Source organism: Chlorobium ferrooxidans DSM 13031 (assembly GCF_000168715.1).
GTDB lineage: Bacteria > Bacteroidota > Chlorobiia > Chlorobiales > Chlorobiaceae > Chlorobium > Chlorobium ferrooxidans.
The window spans coordinates 37,001-61,835 of record NZ_AASE01000016.1; the positions used below are offsets into that span (position 1 = coordinate 37,001).

General features: G+C 49.7%; 21 protein-coding genes. 13 read left to right on the forward strand and 8 right to left on the reverse strand.

The window, feature by feature from the left end:
- The first annotated feature begins 11 nt into the window (after positions 1 to 11).
- The 7 genes from atpC to CFERDRAFT_RS08320 all read left to right on the forward strand — a co-directional run bounded on the left by atpC (position 12) and on the right by CFERDRAFT_RS08320 (position 6,267).
- Entirely contained in the window at positions 12 to 278 is a 267-nt protein-coding gene (gene atpC, locus CFERDRAFT_RS08290; RefSeq protein WP_006366765.1) for an ATP synthase F1 subunit epsilon, read from the forward strand.
- 131 nt (positions 279 to 409) lie between these two features.
- Complete coding sequence (locus tag CFERDRAFT_RS08295; RefSeq protein WP_006366766.1) at positions 410 to 1,357, forward strand: S66 peptidase family protein; 948 nt, start codon at positions 410 to 412, stop codon at positions 1,355 to 1,357.
- A gap of 78 nt (positions 1,358 to 1,435) precedes the next feature.
- The gene (locus CFERDRAFT_RS08300) at positions 1,436 to 1,741 is read left to right on the forward strand and encodes an ATP-dependent Clp protease adaptor ClpS (RefSeq protein ID WP_408605309.1); all 306 of its coding nucleotides are present in this window, start codon (positions 1,436 to 1,438) and stop codon (positions 1,739 to 1,741) included.
- 303 nt (positions 1,742 to 2,044) lie between these two features.
- Positions 2,045 to 2,674 carry a four helix bundle suffix domain-containing protein gene (locus tag CFERDRAFT_RS08305; RefSeq protein WP_006366787.1) on the forward strand — a complete coding sequence of 210 codons (630 nt, stop codon included), beginning with the start codon at positions 2,045 to 2,047 and terminating at the stop codon, positions 2,672 to 2,674.
- A 268-nt stretch (positions 2,675 to 2,942) separates the two neighbouring features.
- A complete protein-coding gene (locus CFERDRAFT_RS08310; protein WP_006366768.1) occupies positions 2,943 to 4,412 on the forward strand; it encodes a glycine--tRNA ligase in 1,470 nt (489 codons plus the stop codon).
- Between the two features lie 26 nt (positions 4,413 to 4,438).
- Entirely contained in the window at positions 4,439 to 5,581 is a 1,143-nt protein-coding gene (locus CFERDRAFT_RS08315) for a geranylgeranyl diphosphate reductase (RefSeq protein ID WP_006366769.1), read from the forward strand.
- Entirely contained in the window at positions 5,581 to 6,267 is a 687-nt protein-coding gene (locus CFERDRAFT_RS08320; protein WP_006366771.1) for a DUF3593 domain-containing protein, read from the forward strand. Before CFERDRAFT_RS08315 ends, CFERDRAFT_RS08320 begins: the two co-directional genes overlap by 1 nt.
- On the opposite strand, the gene CFERDRAFT_RS08325 is transcribed toward CFERDRAFT_RS08320, so the two are convergent.
- From CFERDRAFT_RS08325 to CFERDRAFT_RS08335, 4 genes are read right to left on the reverse strand one after another with little or no spacing between them, the layout of a single operon-like run.
- The gene (locus CFERDRAFT_RS08325) at positions 6,258 to 7,637 is read right to left on the reverse strand and encodes a S41 family peptidase (RefSeq protein ID WP_006366770.1); all 1,380 of its coding nucleotides are present in this window, start codon (positions 7,635 to 7,637) and stop codon (positions 6,258 to 6,260) included. The two genes, CFERDRAFT_RS08320 and CFERDRAFT_RS08325, sit on opposite strands and share 10 nt — an antisense overlap.
- 12 nt (positions 7,638 to 7,649) lie before the next feature.
- Positions 7,650 to 7,982: a S41 family peptidase gene (locus CFERDRAFT_RS11755; RefSeq protein WP_006366772.1), complete on the reverse strand. Its 333-nt coding sequence runs from the start codon at positions 7,980 to 7,982 to the stop codon at positions 7,650 to 7,652.
- A gap of 3 nt (positions 7,983 to 7,985) precedes the next feature.
- The gene (locus tag CFERDRAFT_RS08330; protein ID WP_006366773.1) at positions 7,986 to 8,849 is read right to left on the reverse strand and encodes a 2,3,4,5-tetrahydropyridine-2,6-dicarboxylate N-succinyltransferase; all 864 of its coding nucleotides are present in this window, start codon (positions 8,847 to 8,849) and stop codon (positions 7,986 to 7,988) included.
- A gap of 15 nt (positions 8,850 to 8,864) precedes the next feature.
- The gene (locus CFERDRAFT_RS08335; protein WP_006366774.1) at positions 8,865 to 10,472 is read right to left on the reverse strand and encodes an Rne/Rng family ribonuclease; all 1,608 of its coding nucleotides are present in this window, start codon (positions 10,470 to 10,472) and stop codon (positions 8,865 to 8,867) included.
- Between the two features lie 542 nt (positions 10,473 to 11,014).
- On the opposite strand from CFERDRAFT_RS08335, the gene CFERDRAFT_RS08345 reads away from it, so the two are divergent.
- From CFERDRAFT_RS08345 to gyrB, 3 genes are all read left to right on the forward strand, one after another.
- Positions 11,015 to 11,635, forward strand: a complete 621-nt coding sequence (locus CFERDRAFT_RS08345) for a ribonuclease HII (protein ID WP_040433532.1) — start codon at positions 11,015 to 11,017, stop codon at positions 11,633 to 11,635.
- 8 nt (positions 11,636 to 11,643) lie between these two features.
- On the forward strand, positions 11,644 to 12,024 hold the full coding sequence (locus tag CFERDRAFT_RS08350) for a YraN family protein (protein WP_040433533.1): 381 nt from the start codon (positions 11,644 to 11,646) through the stop codon (positions 12,022 to 12,024).
- Positions 12,025 to 12,163: 139 nt separating this feature from the next.
- Positions 12,164 to 14,113, forward strand: a complete 1,950-nt coding sequence (gene gyrB, locus CFERDRAFT_RS08355; RefSeq protein WP_006366778.1) for a DNA topoisomerase (ATP-hydrolyzing) subunit B — start codon at positions 12,164 to 12,166, stop codon at positions 14,111 to 14,113.
- Here the strand turns inward: gyrB and CFERDRAFT_RS08360 are convergent.
- The 4 genes from CFERDRAFT_RS08360 to CFERDRAFT_RS08375 form a co-directional block, all read right to left on the reverse strand.
- Positions 14,102 to 15,418, reverse strand: a complete 1,317-nt coding sequence (locus CFERDRAFT_RS08360; protein ID WP_006366777.1) for a peptidylprolyl isomerase — start codon at positions 15,416 to 15,418, stop codon at positions 14,102 to 14,104. The two genes, gyrB and CFERDRAFT_RS08360, sit on opposite strands and share 12 nt — an antisense overlap.
- 93 nt (positions 15,419 to 15,511) lie before the next feature.
- Positions 15,512 to 16,447 (reverse strand): protein translocase subunit SecF, encoded by a 936-nt coding sequence (secF, locus tag CFERDRAFT_RS08365; RefSeq protein ID WP_006366779.1) that lies wholly within the window; start codon positions 16,445 to 16,447, stop codon positions 15,512 to 15,514.
- Positions 16,448 to 16,466: 19 nt separating this feature from the next.
- Positions 16,467 to 18,380, reverse strand: coding sequence for a protein translocase subunit SecD (gene secD / locus CFERDRAFT_RS08370; RefSeq protein ID WP_006366780.1), 1,914 nt, complete (start codon positions 18,378 to 18,380; stop codon positions 16,467 to 16,469).
- Positions 18,381 to 18,526: 146 nt separating this feature from the next.
- Positions 18,527 to 18,748 carry a hypothetical protein gene (locus CFERDRAFT_RS08375; protein ID WP_040433537.1) on the reverse strand — a complete coding sequence of 74 codons (222 nt, stop codon included), beginning with the start codon at positions 18,746 to 18,748 and terminating at the stop codon, positions 18,527 to 18,529.
- A gap of 319 nt (positions 18,749 to 19,067) precedes the next feature.
- On the opposite strand from CFERDRAFT_RS08375, the gene mnmG reads away from it, so the two are divergent.
- The 3 genes from mnmG (at position 19,068) to CFERDRAFT_RS08390 (ending at position 24,746) form a co-directional block, all read left to right on the forward strand.
- The gene (mnmG, locus tag CFERDRAFT_RS08380) at positions 19,068 to 20,933 is read left to right on the forward strand and encodes a tRNA uridine-5-carboxymethylaminomethyl(34) synthesis enzyme MnmG (RefSeq protein WP_006366781.1); all 1,866 of its coding nucleotides are present in this window, start codon (positions 19,068 to 19,070) and stop codon (positions 20,931 to 20,933) included.
- A 67-nt stretch (positions 20,934 to 21,000) separates the two neighbouring features.
- Positions 21,001 to 23,394 (forward strand): DNA polymerase domain-containing protein, encoded by a 2,394-nt coding sequence (locus tag CFERDRAFT_RS08385; protein WP_006366782.1) that lies wholly within the window; start codon positions 21,001 to 21,003, stop codon positions 23,392 to 23,394.
- Between the two features lie 128 nt (positions 23,395 to 23,522).
- A complete protein-coding gene (locus tag CFERDRAFT_RS08390) occupies positions 23,523 to 24,746 on the forward strand; it encodes an FprA family A-type flavoprotein (RefSeq protein ID WP_006366783.1) in 1,224 nt (407 codons plus the stop codon).
- The last annotated feature ends 89 nt before the right edge of the window (positions 24,747 to 24,835 follow it).

A 24,835-nucleotide genomic window follows, 5' to 3' on the forward strand; every position in this document is an offset into this window, starting at 1 on the left:
CAACACGAACCATGGCGAATTCCGATAAAGGTTTCCAGATAGAGATCGTCACTCCCCAGAAACTTTACTTTTCAGGGGAGATCGAAAGTGTAACCGCACCGGGTGAGGATGGCCTCTTTCAGGTATTGAAGAACCATGCCCCCCTGCTCTCTGCGCTGAAAGCCGGCAAGGTCAAACTTGCAATGGCAGACCGCAGTGAGCAGACATTTACGATCTCTGATGGTTTTTTTGAAGTCAGCAGCAACAAAGCGATCCTGCTGACCGAAAACATTGCCTGATTTCATGCAAATGAGTTAAAAAAAACATCAGTATCCCAATCGATCGGGGTACTGATGTTTTTTTCTTTGTAAGGGCACCTCACCGCCCAACGAAGCAATCGAATCGCGGAATAAATTAGTAGGGGTGCCTCATGAAAAACCTCATCCCCAAAGCTCTGCGCAAGGGTGAGACCATCGGTCTCATCTCCCCTTCATCCCATTGCGCTTATCCTGTAAAGATCGGCCAGGCGATCAGCTATCTGGAAGCAAACGGATACCGGGTTAAACTCTCCAGTCACCTCAACCGTATAGATACCGATCCGGCAGTCGCCGACCGGGAAAAGCTGCACGATATCCATGAAATGTTCAGTGACCCAGATGTCCGGGCAATATTCTGTCTGCGCGGTGGTGCCGGTTCAGCCCGGCTCCTGAACCAGCTCGACTACACGCTTATCGCCGCCAATCCGAAAATTCTTGCCGGCTATTCGGACATCACCGCCCTCTCGCTTGCGCTCTACGCAAAAACCGGTCTCATCAGCTTTTCCGGTCCAATGGCCGCAACCGAGCTCTATGCTCCGACCCCCTACACCGAAGAGCATTTCTGGGGAATGCTCACCTCCCCTTCATATGCCCGTTCGATTACCAATCATTCCGCTCACCCGATCTCGGCAATAAAGGATGGCTCTGCTGAGGGTCAGTTAATCGGTGGTAATCTCTCGGTGCTCTCGGCAATGATAGGCACCCCGTTTCTTCCCCTCTTCAACGATACCCTTCTCTTTCTGGAGGATATCAATGAACCGGCCTACCGGATTGACCGGATGCTCTCACATCTTTCCAACGCAGGGCTTCTTGCCCGATGCGGCGCCCTGCTGTTCGGACAGTTCTCCAGTGAGCCACTCGAACCGGGCGAGGCGGAACGGGTAAAAAACATTTTTGACTACTACAGCACCCTCAATCCGAATGCAACGGTACTCTCGGGTCTCTCCTACGGCCATATCCGGGAGCTGATGACTATCCCCATCGGCGCCCGTTTCAGGGTCAGCGTGACCGCTTCCGGAAGCTTTACTCTTGGAGCACTTGAACCGGTTATTGCAGCGTAGCCGTTCGCTTGCGCCTGAGTAAAGCAATATTTATTTTATCATGTTACAGCCCGCTCGCAACTGCCTATGCACTCTCAGATGATGACTATGTGGACGGCCTCAGATAGTACTCCCGAAACAAAACAGCGAGAACAGCTCACGGGAACTGATCAGCTTGATGCCTATCGGGTTGTTCTCTTCAATGATGAGGAACACTCCTTTGATGAGGTTATCGATCAGATCATCAAAGCTATACGATGCTCCCGCTCCAAAGCCGAGCGCCATACCTGGGAGGTCCACACCAGAGGCCGCAGCATTGTCTTTGCCGGCACTATGGCCGAGTGCATCAGGGTCAGCTCAATCCTCGAAGAGATCGCCCTCAAAACCGAAATCCAGACCAGCTGAAGTACTTGTAGCTACGGCGAATAAACTGCACGCGACAACCTCAATGCAACGGCTGGCCATTGCCCGACTCGCAAAGGGAGTTATAACAGCTCCCGATTCAGCGCTATTTTACGTATATTTTTCTTTATACATAAAAACAAGAGACGGGTTCATTTATCCAGTGTCATGATCAGAAACCCCGATGCAAGCTTTACGCCTGACAATAGTCCCATAAACCAATACAAGCCTCAACAATAAAACAGCTCTGCACTATTCATCATTTTATACAGGTCACATGATCTTCAATCAGTTTTCGCTCTAACTATGAGCAATGAACAACTCATACCGAAACACGGTGGATACAGAAGCCTCAAAAGCTTTCAGATCGGGCAGTTAATCTATGATCTGACTGTTCGCTTTTGTGACAAATACATCGATAAACGCAGTCGAACCCATGACCAGATGGTTCAGGCTGCACGTTCCGGAGTGCAAAACATCGCCGAAGGGAGTCATGCGTCAGGAACTTCAAAAAAGACCGAACTCAAACTGACAAGTGTCGCACGAGCCAGCCTTGAAGAGCTTCGACTCGATTATGAAGACTATCTTCGGCAGCGCAATCTGCCCGAATGGCCGCCAGACCATCCTGCTTTACGGCGCTTCAAGGCTCTTCGGTGCAGTAGCATTATTGAGCTGCGCAAGTGGATCGCAGAAGAACAAAAGTGCCACAAAGAGCCGCAAAACAGCACAGAGAGCACTCTCACTGTGCCCGTCCCTGTCAGTCCGTGTCCGTCCTTCTCAACCCCTGTGCTTGTAGCCAATGCCGCTCTTTCACTGATAAACCTCTGCTGTTACCTTCTTGACCGCCAGATTGAAGCGCTGGCAAAATCATTTGAAACAGAGGGTGGATTTACCGAGCGGCTCTACCGGGTACGCTCGGCTCATCGCCGGAAGTGAGGGAACACTGACTTTCACGGACGGGCACCGACCGGCACCGGGGCTGGCTTGACAACTCCCCTGAAAAGGATCAGCCATCCACAAGCCTTGACGAGGTTATAAACGCCCTTGAAAAAGGCTCCTGACAGCGTTCCGGCTGCAACACGTCATCTCCGATTGAACGCTCTCCCTCCACTGATTATCCCCCCTGGTTTGTTATATTCCATGTTTTATCGTGTTGAACCGGGAGTACCCGGAAATTTTTTTACCACACTATTTTGAACGAACGATGAGCAATTCTGATCAAGCGAGGGTGCAGAGCGTGAATCTGCCGCCCGATAAAGTGATGCACAAGCTGGTGTCGCTGGCCAAACGCCGGGGGTTTATCTACCCGTCGTCCGAGATCTATGAGGGGCTCTCCTCCTGCTTTGACTACGGGCCGCTCGGCAGTGAGCTGAAAAAGAATATCAAGGAACTCTGGTGGAACACCATGACCCGCCGCCACCAGAATATTGTAGGCATTGATGCCTCCATACTTATGAATCCAAGGGTGTGGGAGGCTTCAGGCCATGTAGCGAGCTTCAATGATCCGATGATTGATGACCGCACAACAAAGCGGCGCTACCGGGCAGACCACCTGATCGAAAACCATATCGAAAAACTGCGCCGGGATGGAAAGGATGAGGAGCTGCAGAAGGTGCAGAGTGCATACGAAAACGTTGCCAGTGCCGAAGACTCCAACCGTGCGCTTTACGAGCTGATCATTGCTGAAAAGATCAAGGCGCCGGATACCGGCTCTGGCGATTGGACGGAGGTTCGTCAGTTCAATCTGATGTTCCAGTGCAATATGGGTGCTGTGGCCGATAAATCAAGCATCGTCTACCTGCGGCCTGAAACCGCGCAGGGCATTTTTGTCAACTTCCATAACGTCCGGGAGTCGTCGCGCATGAGGGTACCGTTCGGTATTGCGCAGATCGGCAAGGCATTTCGCAACGAGATTGTTAAAGGGAACTTCATCTTCCGGATGGTGGAGTTTGAACAGATGGAGATGCAGTACTTTGTAAAACCCGGCACCCAGAAGGGGGCTTTTGAAGCATGGCGTGAGGAGCGGTTTGCCTGGTACAGCACCGCACTCGGACTGCGAGCGGAAAAACTGCACTGGTACAAGCATGACAAGCTGGCTCACTACGCTGATCTTGCCTATGATATCAAGTATGAGTTCCCCTTCGGCATTGAGGAGATTGAGGGCATTCACTCCAGAACCGATTTTGACCTCAAACAGCATCAGGAGTACTCCGGCAAGAACATGGAGTATATCGACCAGCTCACCAATGAGCGCTTTATCCCCTATGTGGTTGAAACATCCGCCGGATGCGACAGGCTCTTTTTGGCGCTCCTGGCAGATGCATACCGTGAAGATGTTGTGGACGGTGAAGAGCGCGTTATGCTGAAGCTCGCTCCAAAAGTAGCCCCGGTCAAGGCCGCTGTACTTCCTCTGATGAAAAAAGGGGGCATGGGCGAAAAGGCCGCTCAGCTGCGTGACGAGCTTTCCGAATCGTTCCTTGTCCAGTACGATGACGCCGGCTCTATCGGCAAGCGCTACCGCCGTCAGGATGAGATCGGCACACCATTCTGCATCACGGTTGACCATCAGTCGCTTGAAGAGGGTACGGTTACCGTGCGCTTCCGTGACAGTGCCGCACAGGAGCGGATTGACCTTTCACGGGTCAGGGAGTTTATATGCGAAAAGCTGGTTTAATTTTTTGGTAACTCATCTATTTTCCAATGCGTTATGATGTTGCTGTATTAGGCGGCGGCCCTTCAGGATCGGTTGCCGCGGCCGAGCTTGCCAGGGCTGGACTCTCAACGATTCTCATTGAACGCAACTTTGAGAATGTCAAACCATGCGGCGGAGCAATACCGCTCGGACTGATTGAGGAGTTCCGCATTCCTTCAGAGCTGGTGGAAAAAAAACTCTCCCGCATGAAGGCCCGCTCCCCGAAAGGGCGGGTGATCGAGATGAACATGCCGAACGGATATGTCGGGATGGTCAGGCGCGAAAAATTTGACCGATGGTTGCGCACTGAAGCTGAAAAAGCCGGCGCAACCGTTGCCGAAGGGCTGGTAAACACCATCACCCCCTCTGCTGACGGCTTTGTCATCAAAACCCTCAATGACAAAATAGCACCGCTCAAGGCTGCACGGATTATCGGGGCTGACGGGGCGAACTCTAAAACCGCCGACGAGCTGCACTTTCCGCCAAACGAGCTGAAGGTGATCGCCATGCAGCAGCGCTTCCACTACTCACCCGCAATCGAAAAGTTCAGCAATATTGTTGAGATCTGGTTTGACGGAGAGGTCTCTCCCGACTTTTACGGATGGATCTTCCCGAAGGCGGATCATCTTGCCATCGGCACCGGCACTGAGGATCACCGGCACAACATCAAGGCGCTGCAGCGGCGTTTTATCGAAAAAATCGGGATTACCGACAAACCCTACCTTGATGAGGCGGCCAAAATACCGATGAAGCCCCGCAAATCCTTTACCCAGGAGAAGGCCATTCTGGTCGGGGATGCCGCCGGACTGGTAACACCGGCAAACGGTGAGGGGATATTCTTTGCCATGCGATCAGGAAAACTCGGCGCACAGGCAATGATTGAACACCTGAAAAACGGCGCTCCGCTTGCAAACTATGAAAAAGAGTTCCGCAGGCTCTACGCTCCGATCTTTTTCGGTCTGGAAGTCCTGCAGGCGATTTATTACAAAACGGACCGGCTGCGGGAGAGTTTTGTCGCCATATGCGCCGATGATGATGTGCAGCAAATCACCTTTGACTCCTATCTTTATAAGAAAATGGTGCCTGCCCCCTGGCCGGTGCAGATGAAAATCTTTTCAAAAAACATCTACCACCTGATCAAGGGCTCTTGATGCTGCTCTCTTTTCCAAACTGGATTATTCATCTCTCTTCCGCTCTTGAATGGGGGCTCGGGGCAGCACTGCTCTTCCGTTACGGCAGGCTTTGCAACCGGCGCGACATCAGGATTTTTGCCCTCTCCATGCTGCCGCACTGGTCAGGAAGCTTTTTTGTGCTTGGTTACCATGTTTCAGGGGACTCGATTCCACTGCTTCTTGATCTGTCGGAGATCATCAATCTCTTCGGCAGCATCTCACTGCTCCTGGCAACACTGAACCTGCTGAAATCCACAAAAAAAGCTCCCTCAGTCGGCTTTGCAGCCGCACTCGGAGCCATCATAATTTCCGGCAAACCGCAATCATACCTGGGAGAAGATATCTTTGACACAATACTGCAGCTCTCCAGCGTAGTCTATATCTCTTTTCTGGTGCTGCTCTTTCTGGTCTACCGGCGTGATCGGACAATTTTTTCCGGGCTCACCGTTGCGGGGTTCTGGTTTGTGCTGGTATTTATTTCAGTCACCATTTTCTGCATGTATCTGGCAACAGTGGTTCGGGGATTTCCGACGCTCTCACATGACGACCTGCTTCACGGGATGGCCGAAAGCCTGCTGACCATAAGCAATCTTATGATCGCCATCGGCGCACACCGTAAAATCCGGGAGTATGAAACAAACCTGGCAGGATCCGCTCAGGGGTGAAGCGTCCTGGAGTATTGACGGGAATCGGCAAGCACCTCAAGCGCTCTCTTCACGACAGGATCATGGCTGAGCTCTCCTGTTCGGGCAAGAGGCTTGTCATAGTGCCGCAGGATCTCAAGCTCAAGCGCTTCGGCAACAGCTTCCGATTCCTTTGCAATCTCCTGCGCTTTCAGAAGCGCAACACCCTTCAGAAGCTCATCAGGAATCTTCACCGGATTAATTGCGTTGACCGCATCCTCGCCCTTCAGCGCAGCCTTTAGTTCATCGAGCTGTCGTTCAGCCTGTGATGTATAGGTGAATTTTCTGCTCTGCAGAAAGTCATTGAATGAGCGCATAAGCCCCTTGCGCTCAATTGCCTGAACCGGCTTGAGCGGTGTCCGGGAACGATAGTTCGAAGAGAAAAGAAAAAGCATCCCTTTATTTCGCAGCTCTGTCAGGTATGGTGAATCCTTCCTGTCGGAGAGCTCAATATCGGGCTTGATACCTCCTCCTCCATAGACCTTCCGCCTCCCTTTGGTGAAGAAGAGTGTAGAGCGCTTGTCCACCTGAACCTCAGGCAGCACATTTCGCTGCTCCGGCTCCGGAGGAACCTCTTTCTGTATCAGACGACCGGATGGGGTGTAATATTTTGCTGTGGTAAGCTTCAGCGTATTGTCATAGGAGAGATTTAAAACCGACTGCACCCGCCCTTTACCATATGAACGTTCACCGATAATCACCCCGCGATCAAGGTCCTGGATCGCGCCGGCTACAATTTCAGCCGCAGAGGCACTCTGGCTGTTGATCAGAACAACAAGCGGCACGGTTTCATGCACAGGATCGGTAACGGTGACGTAGACTTTAGGTTCATGTACCCGACCCCGAATGGATACCACATTACTGCCCTTCCTGACAAAAAGTGAAGCAACATCAACCGATGCATTGAGAAGTCCGCCCGGATTGTTTCTCAGGTCAAGTATGACTCCTCTCAGTGGAATGTGCTTTGCTGCGGCCTGACGCTGGAGATCCTGAAGAGCCTCTCTCAGTTCATCAGCCGAGCGGGCGCCGAAGCTTTTCATTTCGATATAGCCGGTATCACCAAAAAAGCAGGAGTGACTCACTGTGTTTACCCTGATCTCCTCCCGTTTTATGCTGACCGTGAAAAATGGCTCACTCTCCCGCTCTATGCCGAGCGTCAGGGTTGCTCCGAGGGGCCCCTTGAGCAGCTCCTTCACCTCATTGAGCGGTTTATTCTTTATCCCGGTACCGTTAACAGCGGCAATAATGTCCCCCATCCTGACTCCCGCCCTCGATGCCCCATATCCCTCCACAACTGAAGCGATATAAATGGATCCATCAATCGAGGCTATCGTAACTCCCGATACCGGCATACTGACCACTGGTCAATTCATCAAGCTCCTGAGAGTCACTCTTGTCAAGAACACCGTGTAGGGATCAAGGGTATGCAGCATTCGGTCAATTCCGGCATACATCAGTTCTCTGACATCGGGCTTGTCAACGTAGTTGAGTGACAACTGACGGTAGACCTCCCCAAGAAGATCAATACTCGTTATAATACCGAAATCCTCCTGTTCATCAGCCGGCATGGAGTAGAGCGACCGGGCAGAAAAGGAGGAGCAAAGGCAGAGAACAATCATGAAGCCTGACACTCTGCGCCGAAGAGTGGTCAGCGCCGCGCCGCCATAGGCTCCCCTATATTGCCTGTTAAGCTGCATCACTCACCTGAGTGCCTCTTCAAGTGCCGTTGCGCTGTCCGTGCGGGCATCGCGGTACTTGATGATAACCGGAGTATAGATAGCAAGACCATGTTCAGCTGCAAACTCTCCCTTGATGGTGCGGGATCCGGCAACAACCACCGCGCCGGCAGGAATCTCCAGCGGATGATCTGCCGTTTTTCTGTAAACCCTGTTCAGGGCAATATCATAAACCGGTGTTGAACCGTTAAGAATAACGCCTGTCCCGATCACTGCACGCTCCCTTACGATCGTACCTTCATAGATGCCGCAGTTGCCGCCAACCATCACCTCATCCTCAATAATGACGGGCATGGCTCCAACCGGTTCCAGCACACCACCTACCTGAACGCCGGCAGAGAGATGGACCTTTTTTCCAACCTGGGCGCAACTCCCCACAAGAGCATGGGAATCAATCATGGTTCCTTCATCGACGTAGGCTCCAACGTTGACATAGGCAGGAGGCATCATGACCACCGATGGGGCCAGATAGGAGCCGTCTCGTACCGCCGATCCGCCGGGAACTATGCGGACATTGTTCTCCAGTGTAAACTGTTTAAGCGGGTAGGTATCCTTGTCAATAAAGGTAAAACCGGCTCCATGCTCATCAAGCGGTACCATTGCTGCCTGAAGCCTGCCAAGACGCATGCCGAGCAGAATACCCTGCTTGACCCATGTGTTTACAATCCAGTCACTGCCGGATTTTTCTGCCGCCCGTATAGTTCCGTCGTTGAGCAGCTGCTTGAACTGCAAAAAAACCGTGCGCGCTTCAGGACTCTCCTGAAGTGCAGCCGCACCGAATGATGAAAATCCAAGTATCTGCTCTTGCAATGTATCGTACTGTCCCATAATCCCGTCTGATGTTTAGATATCGCCGTATTCGGCGGTAATGTCCTTGTTGTTCTTTCTGCTGTAAAACCGGAAATCGTCACTTCTCAGGCTCTCATCCGGCTTGACCTGAACAAAGAGCAGGTGCTGGAGAAACCATTTCAGCTCGGTTTTCAGGTCACTGTTCTGCAACGGCTCGACAACCGTAGGGCTGACGTAGAGATCAAGCTGCTGAAAATTCAAGGGGTGTTGCAGCGCATACTTTCTCAGCCATCGCTCAATCTGGTTGATGGTGGTGAAGCGAGCCTGAACCACACCGGTTCCTCCGCATGCGGGGCACTGGTCACCCATACGCTGCATCAGACTCGGTCGTATTCTCTCGCGGGTAATCTGCATGATGCCGAAATCCGACATGGGCAGAATATTTGATTTCGCCCGATCGTTACGCAGCTCGGTCTTCATCGAGTCATAAACCTTTTTGGCATTCTTCTGATCGAGCATGTCGATAAAATCAACAACAATAATACCGCCGATATCCCGAAGCCGAAGCTGCCGGACAATTTCGCGTGCCGCCTCAAGGTTGGTTTTCAGCGAGTTCTCCTCCTGCTCCCGCTTTGCGGCATACCGGCCGCTGTTGACATCAACAACAACCATGGCTTCGGTATGCTCGATAATGATATAACCGCCCGACTTAAGCCAGACCTTGCGGGAAAAGATCGATTCAACATCCTTGGCAATCCCGTACCCTTCAAAAAGGGGCAGTTTGCCCTGGTAGAGGCTGACGTTTTTAACCATCTCAGGAGCCGCCCACTGTATATAGTTCAGCGTCTCCTTGTGAATCACCGATGAATTGGCCACAATTTCCGTAACGTCGGAGGTCAGGGAGTCCCGCAGAACACTGGAGATGATGGTATCCTCCTTGAATATCAGTTGCGGAGGAGCGGCATCCTGAAGTTTTTCCTCAATCTGGGTCCATTTGGCCAGAAGCTTTTCAAGATCCTGCTTCAGAAGGGTCTCCTCCTGGTCTTCGGCAACCGTGCGGATAATCGCACCGAATCCTTCCGGCAGCATGGAGCGCACCAGTTTTTTCAGCCTTGACCGCTCCTTGCGCACAACAACACGACGGGAAACGGCAACCTGCCCGCCACCAAAGGGCAGGAGCACCATGAAACGACCGGCAATGGTAATATCCGAGGTAAGTCGTGATCCCTTGCTGCTGATAGGCTCCTTGATAACCTGAACAAGAATGGAGTCATTCGGTTTGAGTTTTCCGGCGATCATCTGGGTATAGGACTGCCGCTTCTCAGCCTTCTCCTGCTCGTCGCCTGAGGGGCGCTTGCCGCCGCTTCTGGCAGAGGCTTTTACACTCTGATCAGCCGCAGGCTGTACCTGTACCGGAGCGGCGTTTAATGAATCATCACCATCGGCATCCTCTGCGCCGACAACAGCATCATCATCATCATCATCCTCAATCAGCGCACGATAATCCTCACTCGTTGTGCCTACATCGGAAAAGTGCAGAAATCCGTCGGACTTCTGTCCGATATCGACAAACGCGGCTTTCAGGCCCTCAACAACCTTGTGAACCCGTCCGAGATAGATATCACCGATACTTCTCCGGCTTTCGGGGCGCTCAATAATCAACTCCGCCAGACGGCCCTCTTCACAAGAGCGACCTGTATCTCATCGCCGGTCTTGTTCATCAACAACTGCTTATTCAAACTCTTCTTCATTCGTTAACTCTTTTTATAATGGTAAGAACCAGAGGCGGAACACCTTCTGTAACGCTGTATAAATATTTTTTTATATCCTCGCCCGGCTATCCCTGAATCTCCGCCTGATAGCCTTGGGCTTTCAATTAAATCCAGCTCTCCGGAGCTGTACAATAGACGATATTGCGGAATAAACAGATACCCTGAAGCTATCCATCAGGAACGCAGAAAACCCTGCAGGGAACGGGAACTGCAAGCCAGTTGTCAAGATAATAAATTATATAAGGAAACAGCAATACCGGCCCGGACAACTCCGGGAGGGAAACCGGTGGCGACAAATAACAGCTGAAATTTCCGTCCTCTTCTTTCAGGGCAAGATCCTGTTGTATAACTTCATGATACCCGTTTTTTGAGCATCCGGAAGATGTTGCCACATATCGTTGTCGACTTATCCGATCATGGTAAAGAATATGCCTGATGAACACCTCCTATGAATGGCCGCTATGGCAAACCTCCGAATTTGTCTGCGGTATTGATGAAGCGGGACGGGGGCCGCTGGCCGGGCCGGTAGTTGCCGCGGCGGTAGTATTTTCCCGATGGTTCAGTCCGGAAGGGAGCATCCTCGAGAAGCTCAATGATTCCAAAAAACTCTCTTCCAGAGTGAGAGAAGAGCTTGCTCCGGCAATCAAGGCCGCCGCCCTTTACTGGGCTGTTACGGAGATCGAGCCGGAGATTATTGACCGGATCAATATCTTTCAGGCAACCATGCTTGCCATGAACCGTTCGATTGAAGCCCTCGGCATGCTGCCGGAACTGCTGCTCGTGGATGGCAACCGTTTCAGGCCTCATCTGCCGATACCGTACGAAACCATTGTCAAGGGTGATGCAAAGGTCTTCTCTATTGCGGCAGCATCCGTGCTTGCCAAAACCCGAAGGGATGAGATCATGACAGCGTGCAGCAGAAGCTGGCCCGAATATGGCTTTGATCGCCACTTCGGCTATGCAACCGCCGAACATGTTCGGGCAATCCGGCAGTACGGAAGATGCCCTCTGCACAGAGTAAGCTTCAGGCTGAAAGAACTGGGAGAAAAATAGCGACAGCCATGCACGATCCGCACCAGCTCGGACATCAGGGCGAGCAGCTCGCCGCCGACTTCCTTGAAAAAAAAGGGTACCGGATCATTTTGCGAAATTACCGCTATCACCGCAATGAGATTGATATCATTGCCCGATATAAAGGAACGCTCTGTTTTATTGAGGTAAAAACCCGCTCCTCAACCGAAAAAGGTCATCCGGCAGAAGCCGTAACACCCGAAAAACAGAAGGAGATCATCAAGGCTGCCCGCGCATACCTTGCTTTCTGCGTTCATGAAGAGTGTGACTGCCGGTTCGATGTTATCGCAATTCTGATAGAGAGCATGATTGAAAACAGAATCGGCCGGTTTACTGTCGAGCATTTTGAGGATGCATTCTGGGCCGATTGATCAACACGAAAGGGCAACGCTGGTTATTTGTTCCGAAACCCGATTACTACGGTTGGCGGTGCTCGAAAGACAAGCATAATGACCGCATTTTTATTATCTTGAAACTCAATTTTCATCTCATCAGTTAGAGCAGATAATTATGCAGGAAGACGATATTCTGAGCACAGTAGCCCCTACCGCTCCATCAACCTACGGAGCAAACAACATCCAGGTTCTTGACGGCATAGAGCATGTCCGCATGCGTCCGGCCATGTATATCGGCGATATTCACAGCCGGGGTCTTCACCATCTTGTTTATGAAATTGTCGATAACTCCATCGATGAAACACTCGGCGGATTCAATGACTACATCTTTGTTGCTCTGAATCCGGAAGGCTCGGTAACAGTAATCGACCGCGGCCGGGGTATTCCTGTAGACATTCATCCCGAAAAGCAGAAATCGGCTCTTGAACTGGTCATGACCGTGATCGGTGCAGGCGGAAAGTTCGACAAGGGGGCCTACAAGGTATCCGGCGGACTGCACGGCGTTGGCGCCTCGGTGGTAAACGCCCTCTCTGAATGGTGTGAGGTTGAGGTATACCGTGACGGGAACGTCTATTTTCAGCGCTTTGAACGCGGCATTCCCCAGGGAGATGTCAGGGTTATCGGAAAAACCGATAAAAAAGGCACGAAAACCACCTTCATGCCCGACCATCAGATATTCAAGACAACCGAGTTCCGCAAGGATATTATTATCGACCGTATGCGTGAGCTGGCCTTCCTCAACAAGGAGCTGAGCATCACGGTTCAGGATACTGAAGGTATTGACGAGATCTTTCACTATGTAGGAGGCATCAAGGAGTTTGTCCAGTTTACCGATCAGAACCGGATCAACCTGCTCAAGGAGCCGATCTATCTCTATGGCGAAAGGGATTCAACCATTGTTGAAATCGCCCTGCAGTACAACGATTCCTACCAGGAGAACGTCTTCAGCTATGTCAACAACATCAATACTCATGAAGGTGGTACCCATGTCACCGGATTCCGCAAGGCACTGACAAGAACACTCAATGCCTACGCCCAGAAAAATGATCTTCTGAAAAACCTCAAGCTCTCCCTGACCGGTGACGATTTCAAGGAGGGCCTGACTGCCGTTATCTCGGTAAAGGTTGCTGAGCCCCAGTTTGAAGGCCAGACCAAGACGAAACTTGGTAACTCGGAAACACAGAGTATCGTCGAAACCATAGTCAATGAGCAGCTTGCGGAGTTTGCCGAAAGCAACCCGAATGTACTCAAGATGATCATTGAAAAGGTGAAGGGTGCGGCCATGTCGAGAGAGGCTGCACGCAAGGCAAAGGAGCTTACCCGCAGAAAATCGGTACTGGAGAGTTCGGGTCTTCCGGGAAAACTTGCGGACTGCTCCATCAATGATCCTGAACACTGTGAACTCTATATCGTCGAGGGTGACTCTGCAGGCGGCAGTGCCAAGCAGGGACGGGACAGAAGCTTTCAGGCTATCCTGCCCTTGAAGGGGAAAATCCTTAATGTCGAAAAGGCCCGACTGCACAAGATGCTTGAAAACGAGGAGATCAAGACCATCATTCTCGCCCTTGGAACAAGCTTTGGCGAAGAGGAGTTCTCAACCGAAAAGCTGCGCTATGGAAAAATCATCATCATGACCGATGCTGATGTTGACGGCGCGCATATCAGAACCCTGCTTCTGACCTTTTTCTTCCGCCATATGCGCTCACTTATTGAAGCCGGCCGTGTCTTTATTGCCCAGCCTCCTCTTTATCTGGTAAAATCAGGCAAGGAGCAGCAGTATGCGTGGGATGATGACGAGCGCAACAGCATTACGGAGTCCATGAAAAAAATGCAGAAAGGCAAGGCCAATATCCATATCCAGCGCTACAAGGGTCTTGGAGAGATGAACCCTGAGCAGCTCTGGAGTACAACCATGGACCCTGCTCACCGGTCGCTGCTGCTGGTAAATGTCGAAAATGCCATGGAAGCCGATCAGGTATTCTCGACGCTCATGGGTGACAAGGTTGAGCCTCGCAGGGAGTTTATCGAGAAAAACGCAAGATATGTCCGCCGCTTAGATGTCTGAGGTGCGGACATAGACCTCCTTGCGGAGTTGCTGTACCCATTCTGAAAATAACCTGCGGTTTTTGTTGTCAAGAGCCTCCTCTTCAAGAAAGGAGTAATCCTTCTCGGGATTCACCGTATGGGCAGCAACCCGCTCGTTCAGCTTGATGATGGTGTAGAAGGACTCCCCCTGCGGAGGATCGATCTTCGAAGGAGGACTGATATCTCCCGGATTTTTGAGGGCCGTGATAATTGCCCTCAGCTCCGGACGCAGGGAGGGAAGGGAGATATACTCACCCACACCACCGATTGAAGAGATAACGCCGCCAAGTTTTGCTGTGGATGGATCGTCAGAATATTTGGATGCCATCTCGGAAAACGATGACTTGCCGCTGAGTATATCGGCCCGAATTGAATTCAGGAGCTGGTCCACTCCGCTAAAATCATCTTTCGAATGGTCGAAGGCGACCAGAATATGGCGGACGTGAATGGCATTCGGCTCCTTGTTCAGCAGCTGAATGATATGATAGCCGTAGCGGGTTTCAATAATACCGGAAACCTCACCCTCCTTGAGCGAAAAAGCTGCCGTTTCAAAACTTGGAATAAGCGCCCCTTTCTGAACATATCCGAGATCACCACCAAGCCTGGCCGAACCGGGATCCTGTGAGTATTTCCTTGCCAGCAAAGCAAAATCCGCGCCGCCCTGAAGCTCCTTGCGAACCGCCTGGATCTTGGTAAGCGCCTGAAGTTGTGCGTCAGCAGACACGGCGGGATATTTCATGATCTGGGAAACTTTAACCCCTTCCGGAATCAATGAAAATTTCTCCCTGTTGGCGTTATAATAGTCCATCACTTCACCTGAAGTAACCTTAACTCCGGCCGAGCGTTTCCGCCGAAGGGTCTGTATCAACTCCTGATTGCGAATCTCCGTGCGAATCTCGTCGCGGATAGCGGGGAGCGTTTTACCGAAACGGGTTTCCATCTCCTCTTTAGAGGCAAATCTTGCTCTCAACTGCTTGAAACGGTCACCGGCTGTAGCAGAAATAGCGTTTTCATCAACTTTAACGCTGTCAATTTTTGCTTTTGAAAGAATAATCTGCTGCTCTATCAGACCGTCAAGTATCCTGCGGGATAAGCCGGTATCCTTAGCCAGTTCAGGGGACTGAAGTCGAGCCATAAGTGCCCGGGAGTCAATTTCCGATTTCAGGATGACCTCGCGACCAACCACAGCGACAATCCGGTCGGCGACTTCGGCATAAGATGGGGTGGTGATTGATGCCAAACCGGCAAGAAAGAGCAGTACTGCTTTCCCTGATATTTTTTTCATTACAATGATCCTGACTTATAAATATTGTTCAGACACCAAAACAGTAACAGCAACATAACGAGCGTATCCGTAAATCGGAAAAGGCAAACAGACTCAGGAAACCTTGCTGCCTCTCAGATGCACCGGGGTTTTAGATAATCTGAGCCAGTCAAAAACAAGCGGTGCAGCAACAAAGATCGAAGAGTAGGTTCCGATAAGAATGCCGCAAAAAACAGCAAAAGCAAAGCCTCTGATGGCCGGACCGGCAAAGATAAAGAGAACAAAAACAGAGAGCAGAACGGTTCCTGAGGTAATAATCGTGCGGCTCAGCGTCTGGTTCATGCTTTCATTGAATATTCTCTCATAGTCCGCCGGTTTCTGACCGCGAATCCGTTCCCGGATACGATCATAGACAACGACGGTATCGGTAATCGAGTAACCGGCAATGGTAAGAAAAGCAGCAATGATGCTCTGGTCCATCTCAAGCGGCATAAAATCAAACAGCCCGCCCAAGAGACTGAAGAGACCGAGAACTGAAAGAATGTCATGGAATATGGCAATTACCCCGGCGGTTGCAAATTTTATCTCAAAACGGATACCGACATAGAGCAAAATCGCAACGAGCGAAGCCAGCAGTGCTTTCAATGCTGACCATTTCAGATCGGAGGCAATACTTGGGCCAACGGCATCAATACGGACAATTTCATGCGGATTATTCTTGAGCCGGGCATCAAACGCGCCTGAAACAAGGGATTTCAGTTCATTGGTCTCTCCGCTGAACACGGTACTGAACAGAAACGAGCGATCAAGACCATACTGCTTGAGCGATCCGGAAATACCCGCCTCATCAAGCACAGCACGAACCGCACTGACATCAATATTTTTATCAAAACGGATCAGTACCTCCGATCCGCCCCGGAAGTCAATACCGTAATTCAGCCCTTTTACCGCAAGGGAGATCAGGCCGGACGCAAGCAGAATCAGTGAAAAACCGTAGGCAATTTTACGGAATCCTATAAAATCAAAGTTTGTCTTGTGAAAAATCCTCATTGGTCATACATCTTGAAAATTAACCGAAACTTTTTTCAGACAAAAGGTTCTTGCCCATGAGAAACGAAAAGATCTCTTTTGTCACAACTATCGAGGTAAACAGGCTCGCTGCCGTACCGATCATAAGTGTAAGGGCAAAACCCTGTATAGGCCCGATACCATAGGTATAGAGCAGAAATGCTGCAACCATTGTGGTAACATGCGAGTCAAGAATCGAGGAGAATGCCCGATCATAACCCAACTCTATGGAGGAGGTCAACCCCTTGGAGGCATCAAGTTCCTCTCTGATTCGCTCATAGATCAGAACATTGGCATCCACCGCCATCCCGATGGTCAGAACTATACCTGCGATACCCGGCAGCGAGAGCGAGGCACTGAAACCTGCCAGAACCGAAAGCACGATGAGAATATTAAGGATAAGCGCTATATCGGCGGCAATGCCTGCTTTTTTATAGTAGAGCAGCATAAATACGGATACTGCCAGAAATGACCAGGAGAGGGAGAGCATCCCTGCTCGAATGTAATCAGCACCCAGAGACGGTCCTACGGTACGCTCCTCAATAATTCTGACCGGGGCGGGAAGAGCGCCGGCCTTCAGCACAATTTCCAGATCCTTTGCCTCCTCCAGACTCTCAATACCGTTAATGACGGAGTTCCCTCCGGGAATCTTTGACTGCACAACGGGAGCGCTGTAAACCGCACCATCAAGCACTATAGCAATACGCTTTCCGATATTTGCGCCGGTAATGCGTGCCCATTTCGACGTCCCCTCAGAGTTCATCGACATCGTCACCTCCGGCTGTACACCCTCTGAGCCGAATGTTGCCTTGGCTTCGGTTATGACCCCGCCGGTAAGTTCAGGGCTCTTTTTGACAAGGTAGACCGAGTAGAGCTTCTCTCCGCTCGGACCGACATCAGGCTTGGCGGCCAGAAGCAGCTCGGTATCCAGAGGAAGCAGGGCCTGGATATCGCTTCGCTTGAGCAGCGAAAGCACGAACTCTTTTGACTGTTCCGAGGTATAAGCGTTACCGTTTTCAGAAACGCCGACTACATTATAAAGCGGTTTCGCTGTGTTTTGAGTTGCCGCAGTCGCAGGAGCCGCCGGCGCTGAAGGCGCAACCGATGACACCGCAGGTGCCGCTCCGGCAGGAGCTCCAGGGAGCGGCGATGATGCTGATACCGGCTTTGATGCCGAGGAGTCAGAAACGGCTGCCGGTGGTGCGGTACCGTTCTGGACAAGATAGGTATTGATCCGGTCAAGCGTTCTGACAAGAACCTCAGGATCCCTCAAAAGCCTGAACTCAAGCTTCGCCGTACCTTTAAGCAGGTTTCTCACCCTGTTTTGATCAGAAATACCCGGAAGCTCTATGATGATTTTTCTGCTCCCCTGGGTGGTAATGACCGGTTCGGCTACACCATACTGGTCAATACGGTTCCTGATGATCTCCTTGGCCCGACTCAGGGCATCATCGGACTCCTTTTCAAGCTTCGAAATAATCTCTCGGTCACTGTTGCGTATATCATAAAAATAGCGGCTCAGTCGAATGTTCTCGATTTTGAACTCGGCTACGATCAGTTCAAGCACACTCGCATCGCTTTTCGCGGCCTTTGCTCTTACCGAATTCATGATCTCGGTAAACTTTGCATCCTTGTTCCACGCTTTCTGCTCAAAGAGATCAATCTGGTCAACTTCCATAACCAGATGCATTCCCCCTCTGAGATCGAGACCAAGTTTAAGACTCTTTTTCCGCGCATTTTCAAGCTCTTCACGGTGACTCAGCGCATATTTGAGACTATCCTGAGCCGATCTATAACTGTTAAGCTGCCGGGAAAGGGAGTAGTCACTCCAGGTAGGCCATAATGACCAAACCGCAACAAGAGTGACCAGAGCAATCAGAAGAAGATTAAAACGTTTATTTTTCATTGATGACATCGCTTTGCGCTCAGAAGAAATAATTCAGCCAATATATAAAATGGGGTATTGATTAGCTAACAATCTGCTCGGGGCCCATAACAGGTCCCTATCGGCGTTTCCCCCGGTTGTTACTGACGCTATGGTTCTTGTTTGTTAATCATCTATTACCCGCCATCCCACCCGCCTGCCGCATCTTCAGAATGCCCATCCATATCATCAGCGGAATACATGGCTGTTATTTTTTTTGCCCCTTTTGTAATCCTGGCTGAAGGTCTTCCCTGGCCCTTCATAATCACACCCGGCTGTTTGATAAGACTTTTTATCACCCTGAATGCAAAAAGCCAACCCCTTACGTATACATAACCCTCCTCCAGGATTGGATCCATGAATAAACAGCGTGATGGCATGCTTTCCAACTGATAAGCTGTAATCATTCGATTGTTTTTATTACCATAAGAGTACAATTTTGTCTCTATAGCCCTTGCGATGACCGTGATAACAGCTATAATCGAACAGCGCTTGTTGAAAAACCGCTATTACTTAATTATTACTCCTTTCTTCGAGAATCTTCGGTCAATCGGCAGCAGGGGCGCAGGACGCGCCTGTAGCCATTCCCGTACGACAGATACCTGTAAATATGCGTATCTTGAGCAAGGAATAAACAAACGGTAACCAAAATGTTTCACGTGAAACAATCCTCAAAACATGTATGATATTATCGTTGCGGGGGCCGGCCACGCAGGCTGCGAAGCTGCGCTTGCTGCGGCGAGGTCCGGATGCTCCTGCCTGCTTATAACGACAGACCTCTCGTCGATTGCAAGAATGTCCTGCAATCCCGCCATAGGCGGTGTAGCCAAAGGTCAGATCACAAGAGAAATTGACGCCCTTGGCGGAGAGATGGCCAGAGCTATAGACGCTAACGGGATCCAGTTCAGAATGCTTAACCGCAGCAAAGGGCCTGCCATGCACTCGCCAAGAGCGCAGGCAGACAAAGCGATGTACTCCCTCTATATGCGCAAAGTTATTGAGCGCGAGACCAATATCGACCTGCTGCAGGACACCGTAGTAGGAATCGAATCACATGAAGGCGTCTTTCAAGGGGCAAGAATCTCGTCGGGGAGAGTCATTGCCGGGGGAGCCGCAATTCTCTGCTGCGGAACATTTCTTAATGGCCTCATCCATATAGGAATGAACCATTATGACGGAGGGAGAACAACGGCGGAGCCTCCGGTCCGCGGATTAACCGAGGATCTTTTGCGACTCGGCTTTGTAGCCGGCCGACTGAAAACCGGAACACCCCCAAGAATTGACGCGCGCAGCGTGGATTACTCCCGGGTGGAGAGCCAGCAGGGGGATGCGGAGCCCTCGGCATTTTCGTTCAGCAAATCACTTGACCGCAATCGACGACAGGTAAGCTGTTACATCACAAAAACAACGCCTCAAACTCATGATATTCTGAAAAAAGGGTTCAGCCGCTCCCCGCTCTTCACCGGAAAAGTACAGGGCATCGGCCCGAGATACTGCCCGTCTGTTGAAGACAAGATTTGCCGCTTCCCTGACAAAGAGAGCCATCATATATTTCTTGAGCCCGAAGGGATTGATACCAATGAGATGTACGTGAATGGATTCTCGACATCACTGCCGGAGGATATTCAGGAAGAGGGGTTGCGATCCATCCCCGGCCTGAGCAATGCAAAAATTATCCGGCCGGGATATGCAATTGAATATGACTACTTCTTTCCGTACCAGATAAAAGGCACGCTGGAAACGAAACTCATAGAAAACCTCTACTTTGCCGGGCAGATCAACGGGACATCAGGATACGAGGAGGCTGCCGCCCAGGGATTAATGGCCGGCATAAACGCATCACTGAAAGCAAGATCACGACCCCCTATCAATCTCAGGCGCTCAGAGGCCTATATCGGCGTCCTGATTGATGATATCATCACAAAAGAGACGCTCGAGCCCTACAGAATGTTTACCTCTTCTGCTGAACATCGTCTCCACCTTCGCCATGATAATGCGGATGTGCGCCTTGTGACCTTTGGATATGAAGCGGGGCTTGTTCAACATGAAACCTATCATCTGTGCCTTTCTAAAATAGAGAAGATTAATCATCTTAAGGCATTATGTGCCAACACAAGACTGCAACCCGAAGAGATAAACCGCATGCTGGCAAAATCAGGCTACGCCCATGTAGATGTCAGCCATCATGTGGCGGCATTACTGAAAAGGCCGGGAATCACTCTTGAGCTGATTCTTGCTGAATCAGAAGCATTTCGAAACAGTGTTCATCAGATAACCATTGACCGCTCAATCTATGAACAGGTTGATATTGACCTTAAGTATGAAGGCTATCTTAAACGTGACCTTCTGATGGCTGAAAAGATCTCAAGACTGGAATCACTCAGGATACCGCCCCGGTTCAACTATGACGGGATATCCGGGCTTTCAAACGAAGGTAAAGAGAAGCTGAAAAAACACAAGCCCGAAACAATTGGAGTCGCCTCACGAATACCTGGCGTTTCCCCTTCAGATATTTCAGTTCTTACCGTTCGCCTTGGCCGTTAAGCAAGCCATATTGTTTCACGTGAAACACCAGTTATAGCATCAGACCTGATATTCATATTTTTATTCCATGGAAAGTATCATCGGTGACATTGTCAATAATGATCTGCTGTTCGGAAAAGATAAAGAGCAGGGGATAGTTGGCGCATACCAGCTGAGCGACACACAAATAAGAGTATTCAATCGTAATGGCGACTCGGTAACACACCATGACGATACATTTTTTCCCTATTTTTTCCTTTCTGACAGCTCCCTGCTTGACGGATTTGTTCCGGAGGGTGACGAAAAGTTCTGGCTGGTAAAACTCGGCGGCTCGAATTACTATCAATACCTTGCAATATTCAAAAGCTGGCGAAACTATCGTGGAGCTCTTGACTCTTTAAACAACAGACGTTTTGGCGAGAGTGCCGATCAAGGTATCCAGAGTCCGGCAATTGAGAACAGTTCACACATATATAATAAAGGCGACGCCGTCACTCAGTACTTTCTTCAGAGCGGCAAAACCCTCTTCAAGGGTATGATCTTTGATGATCTCTACCGCATGCAGCTTGATATTGAGACGAATTACAATCCTGAAAAACGTGATGGCGCGTCAAACGGTATCGGTTCTGATGAGATCATTATTGTCTCTTTTTGTGATAATCGTGGATGGGAGGCCGTTCTCCATTCAAAAATGGGCTCTGAACGGGAGTTGCTTAAAGCGGCAGTGGCTCTTATAGGTGAAAAAGATCCTGATGTTATCGAGGGGCACAACATATTCAGCTTTGATCTTCCCTATCTGCAGCGCAGATGCGAAAAATATGGGATTCCTTTCTCGATTGGCAGAAACAACCTTCCGCCTAAAACATACCCGTCAAGCATTCGTTTCGCTGAACGGAGTATTGATTACACCTTTTATGATATCCCGGGGAGGCATGTTATTGATACTCTTTTCCTGGTGCAGAGTTACGATATCTCGAAGCGCTCCATGCAGAGCTACGGTCTGAAAGCCGTGGCTAAACATTTTGGTTTTGCTTCACCCGACAGAACCTACGTTGACTACAAGGATATAGCCGCGCTTTGGGAAAATAATCATGCAAAACTTCTTGCCTATGCGCTTGATGATGTTCGCGAAACAAGGGCTCTCTCCTCTTTACTTTCTGCCAGCAATTTTTATCTCTCACAAATGCTGCCGTATACCTATGCAATGACCGCCCGCATAGGCCAGGCTGCGAAGATCGAGGTTCTTCTGGTCCGCGAATACCTCCGCCTTAAACACTCTATCCCCAGGCCCACTGCCGGTCAACAGCACTCCGGAGGATATACAGAAGTCTTCCTGAAAGGGATTCTCGGCCCTATTGTCTATGCTGATGTTGAGTCACTCTACCCCTCTATCATGCTCTCTTACGATATATGTCCAAAAAGTGATGAATTGAAGGTCTTTCCGGGTGTGCTCAATGATCTGAAAGAGCTGCGGTTCAAAGCCAAAGATCGATCACTCAAAGAGAAGGAGTGCGGAAACAAGTCGCTTGCCGATAATTTTGATGCGATGCAAAGCTCATTCAAAATAGTTATCAATGCCATGTACGGCTATCTTGGTTTCAGCGGAGGGATATTCAATGATTTCGCAGAAGCGGACAGAGTGACATCAACCGGACAGAGTATTGCAAAAAAAATGATTGTTGAGTTTGAAGCCAGAGGATGCCGTGTTATTGAGGTTGATACGGATGGTATTCTGTTTATTCCACCACCTGAAGTGATACGTGAAACTGATGAAAGATTGCTTGTCAGCGAAGTTTCTGCGCTTATGCCGGAAGGCATTAAAATAGGTTTTGACGGGCGGTACAGAAAGATGATCTCCTACATGAAAAAAAATTATGCGCTGCTCAGCTATGAGAACGTCATGATTCTGAAAGGATCTTCGCTTACAAGCAGAAGCGGCGAGAAGTTCGGGCGTGATTTTGTCCGCAGAGGCTTTGAAAAGCTTCTCAGCGAAGATATTGAAGGACTTCACAATCTTTTCACCGAGTACCGTAATAAAATTCTAAACCATGAACTTGATGTTACCGAGTTTACAAAAACAGAATCGCTGAAAAGCACCGTTGAACAATACGCCGAAGATGTGAAATCTGGTAAACGCTCAAAAGCAATAACCTATGAAATCGCTATCAAGAACGGCCTTCGGGTAACAAAAGGGGACCGGATCACCTACTATATCTCCGGAACAGGAGCGGGCAGTGCCTCGTATGAGAAAGGCAAGCTCTCCACGGAATGGAAAAAAGAGAAACCTGACGAGAACACGCACTTCTATCTTAAACGACTTGATGAGCACTGCCAGAAATTTCTTCCTTTTTTCAAGCCGCAGGATTTCAGCATGCTTTTTTCTGATGATACGCTCTTTTCATTTTCTGCAGAGGGGATTGAGCTGATAAGGGATATCCGCCATACCGAGAGCTACAACCCCGGCAGTGACCTTGCATTATGAAAAGCCTGTTTCGGTTTTGTTTGTATATACTGTATCTTTTTATCCTCTTTTGAGGAACTATATATCCTTTTTCCCTGTAGTGTTACAGGCTATTGGACAATATTTTTAACTATTTTTTTGATACTAACATGGCAGACAATAAAGTACTTCCTGTTTCAAGTGATGTCAGCTGGATCGGTGTGCTCGATCCCGGTCTTATTACCTTTGACATCGTAATGGAGACAAAATATGGCACAACCTATAACTCCTATTTCATCAATGCGGAGAAAAAGACCATTATAGAGACAACAAAGGAAAAATTCTGGCCTGAATATCTTTCTAAAATAAAACAGGTTACCGACCCTTCTGAGATAGAGTATATCATTGTTGACCACACGGAACCGGATCACTCAGGCAATGTCCGAAACCTGCTTGCCGTGGCTCCAAATGCAACCGTCGTCGGCAGCGGTAACGCGATCAAATTTCTTCGCGACCAGACCGGCCATGACTTTAAATCACTTGTTGTAAAAACAGGAGATTCGCTTGATCTTGGCAATAAAACGCTTCATTTCATCAATGCGCCCAATCTTCACTGGCCTGACACCATCTATACATGGCTTGAGGAGGACCGGATTCTTTTCACCTGTGACTCTTTCGGATCCCATTTCTCGCATGAAGAGATGTTTGATGACCTTGTGGGTGATTTTGACGATGCCTTTACCTACTATTTTGATGCTATTCTCAGGCCGTTCAGTAAATACATGATTCAGGCGGTAGAAAAAATCAGAGCTCTTGACATACAGACCATCTGTCCCGGTCATGGTCCTATTCTGAGATCAAACTGGAAAAAATATGTAGATCTCTCTTTAAAATATGCGACTACGGCCATTGCGATGCCACAGGAAAAAAATATCCTGATTGCCTATGTTTCTGCCTATGAAAACACCACTCTGCTTGCCCATAAAATAGCAGAGGGTCTCCGCCAGTCATGTGATTTCAATATTGAGATCTGCGACATAGAGTCTATGCATTTTTCAAAACTTGAGGACAAGATCGCCCACTGTTCAGGAATTATCGTGGGATCGCCTACGATAAACCAGAATATACTGCCGCAAATCTATCAGCTCTTCGCGGCCATAAACCCGATCCGTGACAAGGGAAAGCTCGGCGCCGCTTTCGGCTCTTATGGATGGAGCGGTGAGGCAGCAAAAATGATTGAAACAAATTTCTCACTGCTCAAGCTGAAAGTTTTTGAACAGAATGTCATGGTAAAGTTCAAACCTCATGAGCCTGAATTTGAAAAATGCATCGATTTCGGCAAGGCCTATGCAGATAAAATGATTGAGATCTACCAGTTGAGCTGCAATCTGTGATCAAACAGCAGTATGGGCTGTTGAAACCAAAAAGGGTTACCGGAAACGGTACCCTTTTTTTATATACATTAACGATACAGCTACTATGA

What these genes read in the sequence shown, in the direction of transcription:
- CFERDRAFT_RS08385 (WP_006366782.1), top strand. Translation starts at nt 21,001, where the DNA reads ATGGAAAGTATCATCGGTGACATTGTCAATAATGATCTGCTGTTCGGA.
- mnmG (WP_006366781.1), top strand. Translation starts at nt 19,068, where the DNA reads ATGTATGATATTATCGTTGCGGGGGCCGGCCACGCAGGCTGCGAAGCT.
- CFERDRAFT_RS08330 (WP_006366773.1), bottom strand. Translation starts at nt 8,849, where the DNA reads ATGGGACAGTACGATACATTGCAAGAGCAGATACTTGGATTTTCATCA.
- CFERDRAFT_RS08350 (WP_040433533.1), top strand. Translation starts at nt 11,644, where the DNA reads ATGCACGATCCGCACCAGCTCGGACATCAGGGCGAGCAGCTCGCCGCC.
- CFERDRAFT_RS08295 (WP_006366766.1), top strand. Translation starts at nt 410, where the DNA reads ATGAAAAACCTCATCCCCAAAGCTCTGCGCAAGGGTGAGACCATCGGT.
- gyrB (WP_006366778.1), top strand. Translation starts at nt 12,164, where the DNA reads ATGCAGGAAGACGATATTCTGAGCACAGTAGCCCCTACCGCTCCATCA.
- secD (WP_006366780.1), bottom strand. Translation starts at nt 18,380, where the DNA reads ATGTCATCAATGAAAAATAAACGTTTTAATCTTCTTCTGATTGCTCTG.
- CFERDRAFT_RS08310 (WP_006366768.1), top strand. Translation starts at nt 2,943, where the DNA reads ATGAGCAATTCTGATCAAGCGAGGGTGCAGAGCGTGAATCTGCCGCCC.
- atpC (WP_006366765.1), top strand. Translation starts at nt 12, where the DNA reads ATGGCGAATTCCGATAAAGGTTTCCAGATAGAGATCGTCACTCCCCAG.
- CFERDRAFT_RS08360 (WP_006366777.1), bottom strand. Translation starts at nt 15,418, where the DNA reads ATGAAAAAAATATCAGGGAAAGCAGTACTGCTCTTTCTTGCCGGTTTG.
- secF (WP_006366779.1), bottom strand. Translation starts at nt 16,447, where the DNA reads ATGAGGATTTTTCACAAGACAAACTTTGATTTTATAGGATTCCGTAAA.
- CFERDRAFT_RS11755 (WP_006366772.1), bottom strand. Translation starts at nt 7,982, where the DNA reads ATGCAGCTTAACAGGCAATATAGGGGAGCCTATGGCGGCGCGGCGCTG.
- CFERDRAFT_RS08325 (WP_006366770.1), bottom strand. Translation starts at nt 7,637, where the DNA reads ATGCCGGTATCGGGAGTTACGATAGCCTCGATTGATGGATCCATTTAT.
- CFERDRAFT_RS08320 (WP_006366771.1), top strand. Translation starts at nt 5,581, where the DNA reads ATGCTGCTCTCTTTTCCAAACTGGATTATTCATCTCTCTTCCGCTCTT.
- CFERDRAFT_RS08305 (WP_006366787.1), top strand. Translation starts at nt 2,045, where the DNA reads ATGAGCAATGAACAACTCATACCGAAACACGGTGGATACAGAAGCCTC.
- CFERDRAFT_RS08390 (WP_006366783.1), top strand. Translation starts at nt 23,523, where the DNA reads ATGGCAGACAATAAAGTACTTCCTGTTTCAAGTGATGTCAGCTGGATC.
- CFERDRAFT_RS08300 (WP_408605309.1), top strand. Translation starts at nt 1,436, where the DNA reads ATGATGACTATGTGGACGGCCTCAGATAGTACTCCCGAAACAAAACAG.
- CFERDRAFT_RS08375 (WP_040433537.1), bottom strand. Translation starts at nt 18,748, where the DNA reads ATGGATCCAATCCTGGAGGAGGGTTATGTATACGTAAGGGGTTGGCTT.
- CFERDRAFT_RS08315 (WP_006366769.1), top strand. Translation starts at nt 4,439, where the DNA reads ATGCGTTATGATGTTGCTGTATTAGGCGGCGGCCCTTCAGGATCGGTT.